This window comes from Pseudomonas kurunegalensis (genome assembly GCF_030291635.1).
GTDB classification, from domain to species: Bacteria; Pseudomonadota; Gammaproteobacteria; order Pseudomonadales; family Pseudomonadaceae; genus Aquipseudomonas; species Aquipseudomonas monteilii.
In genome coordinates, this window is the sequence record NZ_CP127871.1 from 4,118,905 (window position 1) to 4,130,256 (window position 11,352).

General features: G+C 62.2%; 11 protein-coding genes and 1 tRNA gene. 1 reads left to right on the plus strand and 11 read right to left on the minus strand.

The features are described 5' to 3' along the window. Position 1: 1 nt before the first annotated feature. The 5 genes from QQ992_RS18840 to gbcB form a co-directional block, all read right to left on the minus strand. Positions 2-1,333 (minus strand): NAD(P)/FAD-dependent oxidoreductase, encoded by a 1,332-nt coding sequence (locus QQ992_RS18840; protein WP_286110687.1) that lies wholly within the window; start codon positions 1,331-1,333, stop codon positions 2-4. A gap of 7 nt (positions 1,334-1,340) precedes the next feature. Beyond that, positions 1,341-1,682: a cupin domain-containing protein gene (locus QQ992_RS18845; protein WP_286110688.1), complete on the minus strand. Its 342-nt coding sequence runs from the start codon at positions 1,680-1,682 to the stop codon at positions 1,341-1,343. Further along, the gene (locus QQ992_RS18850; RefSeq protein WP_286110689.1) at positions 1,679-2,986 is read right to left on the minus strand and encodes a spinster family MFS transporter; all 1,308 of its coding nucleotides are present in this window, start codon (positions 2,984-2,986) and stop codon (positions 1,679-1,681) included. Before QQ992_RS18850 ends, QQ992_RS18845 begins: the two co-directional genes overlap by 4 nt. A gap of 431 nt (positions 2,987-3,417) precedes the next feature. Further along, entirely contained in the window at positions 3,418-4,314 is an 897-nt protein-coding gene (locus QQ992_RS18855) for a LysR family transcriptional regulator (protein ID WP_286110690.1), read from the minus strand. Between the two features lie 65 nt (positions 4,315-4,379). Then, positions 4,380-5,432: a glycine betaine monooxygenase reductase subunit gene (gene gbcB, locus QQ992_RS18860; protein ID WP_286110691.1), complete on the minus strand. Its 1,053-nt coding sequence runs from the start codon at positions 5,430-5,432 to the stop codon at positions 4,380-4,382. A 247-nt stretch (positions 5,433-5,679) separates the two neighbouring features. Here gbcB and QQ992_RS18865 point away from each other — a divergent pair, with 247 nt between their 5' ends. Continuing rightward, a complete protein-coding gene (locus QQ992_RS18865; RefSeq protein ID WP_286110692.1) occupies positions 5,680-6,918 on the plus strand; it encodes an aromatic ring-hydroxylating oxygenase subunit alpha in 1,239 nt (412 codons plus the stop codon). A 176-nt stretch (positions 6,919-7,094) separates the two neighbouring features. Here the strand turns inward: QQ992_RS18865 and QQ992_RS18870 are convergent. The 6 genes from QQ992_RS18870 to QQ992_RS18895 all read right to left on the minus strand — a co-directional run bounded on the left by QQ992_RS18870 (position 7,095) and on the right by QQ992_RS18895 (position 11,300). Then, a tRNA-Gly gene (locus QQ992_RS18870) sits at positions 7,095-7,170 on the minus strand. A 64-nt stretch (positions 7,171-7,234) separates the two neighbouring features. Beyond that, positions 7,235-7,795: a CDP-diacylglycerol--glycerol-3-phosphate 3-phosphatidyltransferase gene (gene pgsA / locus QQ992_RS18875; RefSeq protein ID WP_016711578.1), complete on the minus strand. Its 561-nt coding sequence runs from the start codon at positions 7,793-7,795 to the stop codon at positions 7,235-7,237. Between the two features lie 33 nt (positions 7,796-7,828). Continuing rightward, a complete protein-coding gene (uvrC, locus tag QQ992_RS18880) occupies positions 7,829-9,652 on the minus strand; it encodes an excinuclease ABC subunit UvrC (RefSeq protein WP_110740688.1) in 1,824 nt (607 codons plus the stop codon). A 6-nt stretch (positions 9,653-9,658) separates the two neighbouring features. After that, a complete protein-coding gene (gacA, locus tag QQ992_RS18885; protein ID WP_003251380.1) occupies positions 9,659-10,297 on the minus strand; it encodes a response regulator transcription factor GacA in 639 nt (212 codons plus the stop codon). Positions 10,298-10,360: 63 nt separating this feature from the next. After that, the gene (locus tag QQ992_RS18890) at positions 10,361-10,750 is read right to left on the minus strand and encodes a helix-turn-helix domain-containing protein (protein ID WP_105946558.1); all 390 of its coding nucleotides are present in this window, start codon (positions 10,748-10,750) and stop codon (positions 10,361-10,363) included. A 118-nt stretch (positions 10,751-10,868) separates the two neighbouring features. Further along, positions 10,869-11,300: a GNAT family N-acetyltransferase gene (locus tag QQ992_RS18895; protein WP_286110693.1), complete on the minus strand. Its 432-nt coding sequence runs from the start codon at positions 11,298-11,300 to the stop codon at positions 10,869-10,871. Between the last annotated feature and the right edge of the window lie 52 nt (positions 11,301-11,352).

Genomic DNA, 11,352 nt, shown 5'->3' on the forward strand with positions numbered 1-11,352 from the left:
TTCAGTATTCCTGCCTCCCGACCCAACGTTCCTTGGCCAGATACGCTTTCACCCCGAGGTCGAGGAAGGGTCGCGGCGGCAATCGGCTCGGCGCGCCCAGCTCCAGCATATCGGCGATCAGCGGGTTTTCCACACCACAGGCCAGGTCGGCCAGGGTCAGGCCTGCGATGGTCTGCTTGGCAATACCGACACCGTTGCAGCCTACCGCGGCGAAGACGTTGGGCTCGATCTTGCCCCAACGCGGTGCACCATTGCGAGTGATGCAGAAAAAACCCATCCAGAAATGCTCCATCGCCACGTCCCCCAGCTCAGGGAAGCGTGCCAGGAATACCGCCTTGTGCTGCTCGCGAATGCGTCTGCGAACACGCTCGTCGACCCGCATAGCCGGGGTGAAATCGAACTGCTGGCGGATAAGCAGCCGGTGGTCGCGGGTGTAGCGCATGGTCGCGCCGCTGACCGCGTTGGCCGGGGTCACGCCCCACTCCTCGATATCGCCAATGCGGGCACGCTGCTCGGCAGTCAAGGGCCGGGTCAGGCTGCCGTAGGAGGCAACGTTGAACATCTGCCGCTCGAAGCCAGGTAACTGCGAGGCACTGCCGTTATTGGCGAGGATCAACTGGGCGGCGTTGACGCCGCCGTGGGCAGTACTGGCGCAAATCCTCCGCCCGCGTTCCAGGCGGGTCACCACGCTGTTTTCGAACAGGGTAACGTTGTCTGGCAGGGTATCGGCCAACCCACGGGTCAGCGCCGCCGGGTTGAGCAGGATGCAACCCGGCGTGTAGATCCCGGCGTGGAAGAACGAGGTGCCCAATCGCCGCGACAGCTCGTCGTGCTCCAGCCACTGGTACGGCTCGCCGAGGGTTTCCAGTTCGTGGGCGTGCTGGCGCAGCAGGGTCTCGGCCAGGTACGGCGCGGCAGCACAGTGGTACTTGCCCTTTTCGCTCCAGTCACACTGGATGCCACGTTCGCGGACGATACCGTCGAGCCAGGCGATCCCGGCCTTCATCAGGCGCTTGTAGTTGACCGCTTTCTCCAGCTCGGCGGTGGAGCTGCCGACGTTGTGCGGCACGTCGATGGCAAAGCCGGAGTTGCGTCCGGAGGCGTTGTCACCGGCCTCGCCCGCTTCGAGCACGACGATTCGATCGTCGGGCCGGTTATGCGCCAGCCGCCGGGCTGCGGCGAGCCCCGCGTAACCGGCACCGACGATCAGCCAGTCGGCGTCCAGTTGCTGGCGCAGGCTGGCGTGGGGACGCCGTGGCGGCAAGATCGCCGACCAGCCGTTGGTTCGGTCGTCGTGAGGTCTTAGGGTGATGTCCATGTTGAGCGCTTCCATGCTGGCCTCAGGCTTGTGGAGGAGTGATGACGAAGAAGACTTTCGCCTGCGAGCCGAAGTACTTCACCGCGGTGTTTTTCGGGATCCGCAACGTGGTCTCTGGCCCACCCTCGAAACGCTCGCCGGACGCCAGTTCAAAGCCAAAGGTGCCTTCGAGCACGATCAGCACCTCGTCGTAGTTCAGCGTCTTGAACGGCGAATCATCGCCATCCCAGCGGGCGAAGCCAGCCAGCAGCGCACCTTCGTCATCCAGGGGAATCGACCAGCCCATCTCGACCCGGGAGTTGCCCGAGAGCGGGCGCTGGCTGTAGCGCACCTGCGCTGCGTTGATGCTGAGAGGCTGGTTCATGCGGTTTCCTTTTTCATGTGCCGGGCGCAGGCCCGGTAGTGGTAGGCGGCCCAGAAGCCGGTGAAGGCGCAGCCCAGCAGTACGTAGCGCAGCGACTCTTGCGGATTGCCCAGGTGTGGTGCCACCAGGTCCGATAGCAGGCCCACCAGTTGCGGGGCGATCGCCAGGTTGGCGATGTTGGCGGTGAACAGCAGGATCGCCGAGCCCTTGGCGCGCATACCGGCGGGATACAGGTTCTGCAGCAGGCCGATGGACGGGCCGATGTAGATGTAGGTGATGGGCACGAATAACCACAGCAGCACATGGGCCAGTTCCAGGCGATCGGTGGCGAACAGCGCGACAGAGAAAAGCGTGCCGAGCAGCGTGGTCCAAGCCACGAACGCCGACTGCTGGTGCATGGCCTTGCTGCGCAACAGCAACATCACCAGGACGGTGATGACCATCATTGCGGTGCCAGCGATGCCGTGGATCGGCCCCAGCAGCGCCCCCGCCTCGCCCACCGTCATCGAATAGGTGCGCACCAGGAACGATGTGGCCCACCACAAGATGCCCCAGCCCCAGAAGGTAATGACGGTAGCGCCGGCGATCAGGTGAAACAGCGCCCGACGTTGCAGGGTGTAACGCAGCGCGTCCTTGAAGGTGGTGGCGTCGCTGTCGCGGGCTTCGCCTTCGTCATGCACCCGCTTCGGCTCGCGGATGAACAGCCAGACCAGCAGCGCGAACGGCAGCCCGCATAGCCCGAACACCAGTAGCGTGGCGCGCCAGCCGTAGGCATCGTTCAGGTAGCCCGCGCCCGATGCACCGAACCACGCACCGACACTGGCGCCGATACCGTACACCGACAAGGCGAAGGCGCGCAGCTTGGGTCGAAACTTGTCGGCGATGATCGAGTGGCTCGGTGGCGTACCGCCCGCCTCGCCGACCCCGACGCCGATACGCGCCAGTAACAGGTGCCAGAAGTTGCCGCTCAGGCCGCAGAGCACAGTCATCGCCGACCACACCGTCACTGCGGTGCCGATCATGCGCTTGCGATTGGTGCGATCAGCCAGTGCCCCCAGTGGCAAGCCAGCGGCGACATAGAAAATCGCCAGGGCCACCCCTGTGAGAAAGCCCACCGATGCATCGCTGAGCTGGAACTCGTGCTTGATTGGCTCAATCAGTGTGGAAAGGACATAACGGTCGGCGATATTGATCGCATACACCGCCGTCAGAATGAATAGCGTGGTCCAAGCGCCGGAGCTGGCGACCACGGACGACCTGCTTGGCGCCAAGGCGCCGTTGAAACTGTTCGACTGCACGGACATATTGACCTCCAGCCGCCCGGCGCGCAGAGAGACGCCGCGAGCTTTCTTATTGGTTATGTGCGGGGCTAATAGGGGGAGCAGTGCACGCGACGGAATCAGCCTGATCGCCGGTGACGATCAGTGGCGGTCTGGCCGGAAAGGAAAGGCGAAATCATGGAGTTCCCTCGAGCATTGTTCTTGTTTGGAAGGAATACTGCGGGCTTCGCAGACAGGTCCAACATACGCGGGGAACAGGGGGCGCAAAAGCGCATAATGGTTCTGCGCTGCATGCGCGGCATGCATGCAAAATCGCGCGCAGCGCCGTGACGGGGGGCGTAGCCTGAAAACAGGTTGTTCATGGCATGACGGTTTACAGGGACCTTTTGTAGCTGCAAGCAATAGGCATGGTTACCTATACACCTCACAGGTAAAGACACCCCCTGGTGAGAGCCTCAGTCACGCCGAATAGAATCACCCACCCAGTCCCACAACGTGCGAGCCACCGGGGTCAGCTCCCGCGAAGCAGGATAAGCGATGTACTCCCCAAACCCCGTTTTCAGCGCGTCATCCACCACCCGGCACAACCGCCCGCTGCAAAGCTCATCGGGCGCCGCCTCGGCCCATACCAGCGCCACCCCGTCACCGGCCAGCGCGGCCTTGATCGCCAGCTCGTAGCTGGATACCCGAATGATCGAGCCGCGATGCTCCCCTTGGAACCCCACGCGGCGCATCCACTGCCGGGTGGAAAGGGTCGCCGGATCGCTGGACTCCATTTCGATCAGGTCGCAGCGCCCCAGGTCCGCCAGCCCTCGGACCTGCTGAGCATCCCGATAACACGGCGTGCACACCGCGAAAATCTCTTCCTCGGCAAGGCGCAGCACCCGAAGGTCCTTCCACTGCCCATCGCCATAAAGAATTACGAAATCGGATTCACTGAAGCCCAGTTTCAACCGGTCCTCGGCGCCTACTACCCGAACATCGATCTGGGGGTGCAACTTTCGGAACCGGGAAACCAGCGGAATCACCAGGTAACTGGCAATCCCGGCACTGGCACCGATGGACAGGCTCGGTGTCAGCGCACTGTCGATCTGCTGCACCGCTTCCTTGATGCATTGCAGGCTCTGGGTCACGGCCCGGTACAGCACGGCGCCGCTGGCAGTGAGGATCACCTCGTTGCCACGGCGCTCAAACAGCGGCGTGCCCAGGCTCTGCTCCAGGCGTTTGATTTGCTTGCTGATGGCGCTCTGGGTGAGATGCAGTTCGCTGGCTGCACGCGTGAAGGTGCCGAGCCGCACGACTGCGTCGAAGGCCACGACGGCACTCAGTGGCGGCAACTTCCTGGTACTCATGGTGAAATCCCCGGTCAGGCGCTATATCGGAAACGTCCGAGGGTAGCGACAAACCGGTACGGCGCTCAACAGTCGAGGGTCACATCTCCCTGGGGAGTCCCGCAACACGTCAGCACATAGCCCTCGGCCAGTTCCTCGTCACTGACGCCACCGATGTGCGCCAGGGTAACCTCGCCGGACAGTTTCCTGACTCGGCAAGTGCCGCACACGCCCATCCCGCAGGCCTTGGGGATATGCAACCCGACTCGACCCGCCGCAGCATGCAGGGTTTCTCCCGGCGCCACGCGCACGCAGTGGCCACTGCGGGCGAAGCTCACCCGATAACCTTCGCCAGCCTGCTCGGCCGCAGGTGCCTGCGGCGCGACAAACGCTTCCTCGTGATATCGAGACATGTCGAACCCGGCGTCTTCCAGCATCTGCCGTACCGCCGTCATGTAGGGTGCCGGGCCGCAGCAGAACACCTCGCGCTGGAGAAAATCCGGTGCCATCAGTTCGAGCATCGCCCGGCAGAAATAGCCGCGATAGCCCGACCACGGCTCGCCCTTGCCGTCCCGTTCGCACACCAGGTGCAGCCTGAACGCCTCGCTGCGGGCAGCCATGCGGCGCAGTTCGTCGTGGTAGACGATGTCTTGCGGCGTACGGGCGCTGTGAACGAAGACCCTGTCCACCGGCGCGAAGGTCTCGAAAAACCAGCGCGCCATGGACATCACCGGCGTGATGCCGACACCACCGGAGAGCAGCAGCACCTTGTCCGCCGGAAAGTCAAAGGCGTTGAACTGGCCCATGGGACCGTGCACCACCAGCGGGTCGCCCACCGCAAGATGATCGTGCAGCCAGTTCGACACAAGGCCGCCCGGCACGCGCTTGATGGTCAGAGAAAAACTATAGGGCTGGGCGGGCGAACTGGACAGCGTATAGGAACGCATGACCTGCTCGCCCCCGATCGCCAGCTCCAGGGTGACGAACTGGCCGGGCTTGAAGTCGAACAGCGTCGGCGCCTCGGCCTTGAAAGAGAAGGTCCGCACATCATGGGTTTCCTCGACGATACCGACACAGCGCACCGGGTGCCGGCCGTTGCTCCATGACCGCAAAGGAGTGGATTGCACGAAAGTAGTCATATCGATCCCACTGGTTATTGTTGTTCTGCCGCACAGGCTGCGAGCGAGTATCGAGGCGCTCCGCCGGCCTCGGCAAAGGATCATTCGGCATGCCCCCATGCCTCCGGGGAATGACCGGCGAACCCATGAAAAAAGGAATGACGGTCATGCCGGAGTTTCGTTTGGCATCACCCTGCCCCTGCCCTATAAAAACCCTGGCCACATAACAACAACGCCTCGGCCGGCGACACTCGATGAGGAGCTTCACATGGCAGCCTGCAGCCACGGCATCACCCCGACCGACCTTCCCCTCAACGCCCTGGCCGATCTGTACGGCCAGTGCCAACGCGGCCACACACTGCCGCAGGCGTTGTACACGTCACAGGCGGTGTTCGACTTCGAGATGAAAGCGGTCTTCGCCCGCGCCTGGCTACAGGCCGGGCATCTGGCCGAAGTACCGCGGATAGGCGACTACATCACCGTGCAGACAGGCAAGACCTCGGTGGTGATCATCCGCGAGGCGGAAAGCTCGGTGCGCGCCTACTTCAACACCTGCCGCCACCGTGGCGCGTTGATCTGCACCAGCGACAAGGGCTCGGCACGGCGCCTTGTGTGCCCATACCACCAGTGGACCTATGACCTGAGCGGCAAACTGATCTTCGCTCGCAACATGCCCGCCGGATTCGCGCCACAGCAGCATGGACTAATCCCGGTGCACTGCGAGGTGGTGGCCGGAGTGATCTTCATCGCCCTGTCGGACGACGTGCCGGATTTTGGCGAGTTTCGCCGAGCGCTGGAGCCGATGCTGGCGCCCCATGACCTGGAAAACGCCAAGATCGCCCACAGCGCGGTGCTGCCCGAATACGCCAACTGGAAACTGGTGATGGAAAACGGCCGCGAGTGCTACCACTGCAGCGCGCGGCATCCGGAACTGCTGTCATCGTTCCGTGACCCGACCGAGGAGGACTACTTCGACGGCCAGCCACAATGGATGCTGGATTTCGAGGCAACCTGCAGGGCCAACGGGCTGATCAATGGTCCGGCCGAAGGCAAATGGTTCGACATCCTGCGCTTTCCGATCAAGGACAGTGTGCAGTCCCTCACCCTCGATGGTCGCCTGGCCTGCACGAAGCTGCTGATTCCGGATGGCGAAGGCAATATCGGTACCCTGCGCTGGGCCACCGAACCGAGCGCCTTCAGCCACGCTCTGCGGGATCACGCCTTCACCTTTGAAGCCTGGCCGATCGACGCCAGCACCACTCATGTTCGGGGAAAGTGGCTGGTGCACAAGGACGCCGTGGAAGGCCGCGACTACGACCTCACCCACCTCACCGCGCTATGGAACGCCACCAACGACCAAGACAAATGGCTGGCGGAAAACAACTTCCTCGGCGTGCAAGGTGCCGGCTATGTGCCAGGGCCATACTCGCAGAATGACGAAAAAAAGGTGATCAAGTTCGTGGAGTGGTATCTGGATACCGTCCAAAACCACATGCAAAGAAATTGAATGCCGCACGATACGAACATACGATGCCTGCGCAGCTTCAACCTCAGGCATCCGGTTCGTCGTTTGTTTGCTGAGCAGGCTATGGTAAAGCGAGCACAGTGAGAAACGAAAAAAGGGCCCGAAGGCCCTTTCTTCACGACTTACAGACTTCGAATAAAAATCTGTAGATCTTTATTTGGAGCGGGAAACGAGACTCGAACTCGCGACCCCGACCTTGGCAAGGTCGTGCTCTACCAACTGAGCTATTCCCGCGTCGTGATGGGTGCCATTCTAGCGATTTCTAAAACAGCGTCAACCCCTTGATTCAAAAAAACTTTTATTTCTGCTCCGAACCTTCGCGCAGGTGCGGCCAGGCGGCCAGCAGGTAGTGCACCATCGACCACAGCGTCAGCCCCGCCGCCACCAGCAGCAGCCCATACCCCAGGATGACCCAGAAAGTCACCGCCGGTGGGTTGGCCAACAGAATCACCAGCGCCAGCATCTGCGCGGCAGTCTTCCACTTGCCTAGGTTGGACACCGCCACATGCGCCCGCGCGCCCAGCTCGGCCATCCACTCGCGCAGTGCCGACACCACGATTTCGCGGCCGATGATGACCGCAGCCGGCAGGGTCAGCCAGAAGTTGGCGTGGGTCTGCACCAGCAGCACCAGGGCCACGGCCACCATCAGTTTGTCGGCCACCGGGTCCAGGAAGGCACCGAACGGGGTGCTCTGCTGCAGCCGGCGCGCCAGATAACCGTCCAGCCAGTCGGTGGCGGCAGCGACGGCAAACACGCTGCTGGCGGCCATATAGCTCCAATGGTAGGGCATATAGAACAGCAGGATGAAAATCGGGATGAGCAGGACGCGTAGAACGGTGAGCAGGTTTGGAATATTCATCGGTACGACTGGCTGCAAGTTGAGCCCGGCATTCTACTCGCTATGCAGGCTGGCATAAATTGATTCGGCAAGCTTTTTACTGATGCCGGGGGCTTTGGCGATTTCATCGATACTGGCGCGGTTGAGCTCTTGCAGGCCGCCGAAATGTTTCAGCAGGTCGCGGCGGCGCTTCGGCCCTACCCCGGCCACATCTTCAAGGCTGGAGACGCGACGGGCCTTGCCACGACGGGCGCGGTGACCGGTGATGGCAAAACGGTGGGCTTCATCGCGGATCTGCTGGATCAGGTGCAGAGCAGCAGAATCGCCCTTGAGGGTAAATTCGTGGTGCACGTCGTTCAGATAAAGGGTCTCGAAGCCTGCCTTGCGGGTGACGCCTTTGGCCACGCCAAGCAGGGTCAGGTCGTTGAAGCCCAGTTCCTGCATAACATCGCGGGCCATGTTCAGCTGGCCCTTGCCGCCGTCCACCAGCAACACATCGGGCAGCTTGCCCTCGCCGTCCTTGATACGCCCGTAGCGGCGAGTCAGGGCCTGATGCATGGCGGCATAGTCATCACCGCCGGTGATGCCTTCGATGTTGAACCGACGGTAATCGGACTTCAGCGGGCCTTCGGGGCCGAACACCACGCAGCTGGCCACGGTGGCTTCGCCGCTGGAATGGCTGATGTCGTAGCACTCCAGGCGCTGCGGCACTTCATCCAGGCCCAGCACTTCGGCCAGGGCCTCGAAGCGGGCAGCCATGTGCTGGCGGTTGGCCAGGCGGGCGTTGAGCGCCTGCTCGGCGTTGGTCACGGCCAGCTGCTGCCAGCGGGCGCGTGTGCCGCGTACCCGGTGGCTGATGGTCAGCTCGCGGCCACGCAGCGTGTGCAGCGCCTCGGTGATGGCTTCGAAGTCTTCGTGAACCACGTTGACGATCAACTCGCCAGGCAATTCGCGCTCGGCGTTGCCCAGGTAGTACTGGGAAAGGAATGCGGCCATGACCTCGGCCACCTCTTCCTCGATACCCACCTGCGGGAAAAAGTTCTTGCTGCCCAGTACTCGCCCACCGCGCACGCTGATCAGGTGCACGCAGGCGCCGCCCGGGTTGACGAACGCGGCGATGACGTCGACATCGCCACTGCCACCTTCTATGTACTGCTGGTCCTGCACGCGCCGCAACAGGGCAATCTGGTCACGCAATTCGGCAGCTTTCTCGAAATTGAGGGCCATGGCGGCCGTTTCCATCTCGGCATTCAGTTCGTTGCCCAACTGCTGGCTACGCCCTTCCAGGAACATGACCGAGTGGCGCACATCCTCCGCATATTCCTCGGCAGTCACCAACCCGGTGCAGGGCCCTTTGCAGCGTTTGATCTGGTACTGCAGGCAAGGCCGGGTGCGGTTTGCGTAATAGCTGTCCTCGCACTGGCGCACGGAAAAGGCCTTTTGCAGCAGGCTGAGGCTTTCGCGGATGGCCCCCGCGCTGGGGTAGGGGCCGAAGTAGCGGCCCTTGGCCTTTTTCGCCCCACGGTGAATGCCCAACCGTGGGAACTCGCCATCGGACAGAAACACATAGGGGTAGGACTTGTCGTCGCGCAGAAGGATGTTGTAGGGCGGGCGCCACTCCTTGATCAGGTTCTGCTCCAGCAGCAACGCCTCGGTTTCGTTGGCGGTGATGGTGGTTTCGACCTGCGCAATGCGCGCTACCAGCGCGGCGGTCTTGGGCGCCAGGCCAGTCTTGCGGAAATAGCTGGCCAGGCGCTTCTTGAGGTTCTTGGCCTTGCCCACGTAAAGCAGCCGGGCTTCGGCATCGAACATCCGGTAAACGCCCGGGCGACCACTGCAGGTCGCCAGGAATGCGCTGGCATCAAACACTTGAGACATGAGGTTTTACAGGCTTGCGTCGACCATACCGTGGCGAACGGCCAGCAAGGTCAGTTCGACGTCGCTGGTGACCGAGAGTTTTTCAAAGATCCGATAACGGTAAGTATTGACGGTCTTGGGCGAGAGGCACAACTTGTCCGAGATGATCTGCACTTTCTGGCAGCCGACGATCATCAGGGCAATCTGGATTTCCCGTTCGGACAATGCGTCAAACGGCGAACCCTGCGGCTGAAACGGTTTCAGCGCCAGCTGCTGGGCGATTTGCGGGCTGATATAGCGTTGGCCGGCAAAGGCCAGCCGAATCGCCTGGACCATTTCATCAAGGCCTGCCCCCTTGGTCAGATAGCCGGCAGCGCCGGCCTGCAGCAGGCGCGTGGGGAACGGGTCTTCCTCGCACACCGTCACGGCGACTACCTTGATGTCCGGATGGCTGCGCAGCAATTTGCGGGTGGCCTCCAGGCCACCGATGCCGGGCATTTTCACGTCCATCAGCACCACATCCGGCTTGAGCTCACGGGCCAGTTTGAGCGCCGACTCGCCCGAGTCCCCCTCACCCACTACCTGCAGGCCGTCGATGTCGGCGAGCATGCGCGTAATACCGGTTCGTACCAGATCGTGATCATCGACCACTAAGACCCTAATCAAGCACACACCTCGTCAGCAGGGCGATTGGATCCCGCCACCTTAACAAAATTTTTCACGGTGGGCCTAACGCATTGATTCCGTCAGAAACGCCTGACGCTCAACGGGCAGAGGCCTCGCTGTTTGCCGGGGTTTACCGTTGCTGGACAAACGCCCCAACAGGTGCCAAATCGCCGCCTGATCCTCGAACGGCAGTTGGCGGAATGCCCCCAGCAAACCGGACTCATCCGTACTCAAACCTTCGAGCGGTGCAGGGGTGCGTGTACCGCTAAGCACATACAGCGCATCCACCCCCCTGACCGACAACGCGGCCAGGTAATCGATCCGAGGGGTACGCTCACCGCTTTCATACTTGCCCTGAGCATTGGGCTCGACACCGCCGATATCGCCAAAAACTCGCTGGGTCATGCCCAGTCGTTCGCGTTCTTCCCGCAACCGCGGACCGATTCCATTCATTGGGGTTTCTCCTCTTCCTTGATATCCCTGGTGCCCGGCCAACCCTCTGCAGGCAGCCCTAGGCACGTGGATCCACTATGCACATGCTCTTGGACCGCGACAAGCCATCATTGGGCTATTAGTTGATGGCGCGCTGCATACGCACAAAGCAATCGTCTTCTCCCATTTCAACGAAACCGTGGCGCTGATACAGCTGACGGGCCGGGTTGCTGCGAAACACCATCAGCCGCAGCAGCGGCAGGCGCCGCTGCCTGGCCCAGAGCGCCAACTGCTCCAATACCCAGCTGCCGACCCCGCGCCCACGGTGCTCGGGCAACAGGTGCAACTCGCGGATGAACAACGCCTGGCGGTCCTGGCTGAGGCTGCAGAAACCCAGCAGGGTGTCGCCTTCGGTCACCAGCCACTGCTCGCGCCAGCCCCAGGCCTCGTCGAAGGCTTCTTCGATCCATAACAGGTCGTACTCGCAGTAGTACGGCAACATGGCGCGGCGCGTGAGGTCGCGGGCGAAGGTGCAGTGGCGGTCGCTGGCGGGGGTTAACTGTAAAGGCATCGCATATCGCTCATCGGGGATGACACACGGTCGCACAAACACCGCCCCTGCA

What these genes read in the sequence shown, in the direction of transcription:
- QQ992_RS18890 (WP_105946558.1), bottom strand. Translation starts at nt 10,750, where the DNA reads ATGAATGGAATCGGTCCGCGGTTGCGGGAAGAACGCGAACGACTGGGC.
- QQ992_RS18840 (WP_286110687.1), bottom strand. Translation starts at nt 1,333, where the DNA reads ATGGAAGCGCTCAACATGGACATCACCCTAAGACCTCACGACGACCGA.
- QQ992_RS18895 (WP_286110693.1), bottom strand. Translation starts at nt 11,300, where the DNA reads ATGCCTTTACAGTTAACCCCCGCCAGCGACCGCCACTGCACCTTCGCC.
- gbcB (WP_286110691.1), bottom strand. Translation starts at nt 5,432, where the DNA reads ATGACTACTTTCGTGCAATCCACTCCTTTGCGGTCATGGAGCAACGGC.
- QQ992_RS18855 (WP_286110690.1), bottom strand. Translation starts at nt 4,314, where the DNA reads ATGAGTACCAGGAAGTTGCCGCCACTGAGTGCCGTCGTGGCCTTCGAC.
- uvrC (WP_110740688.1), bottom strand. Translation starts at nt 9,652, where the DNA reads ATGTCTCAAGTGTTTGATGCCAGCGCATTCCTGGCGACCTGCAGTGGT.
- QQ992_RS18845 (WP_286110688.1), bottom strand. Translation starts at nt 1,682, where the DNA reads ATGAACCAGCCTCTCAGCATCAACGCAGCGCAGGTGCGCTACAGCCAG.
- QQ992_RS18850 (WP_286110689.1), bottom strand. Translation starts at nt 2,986, where the DNA reads ATGTCCGTGCAGTCGAACAGTTTCAACGGCGCCTTGGCGCCAAGCAGG.
- pgsA (WP_016711578.1), bottom strand. Translation starts at nt 7,795, where the DNA reads ATGAATATTCCAAACCTGCTCACCGTTCTACGCGTCCTGCTCATCCCG.
- QQ992_RS18865 (WP_286110692.1), top strand. Translation starts at nt 5,680, where the DNA reads ATGGCAGCCTGCAGCCACGGCATCACCCCGACCGACCTTCCCCTCAAC.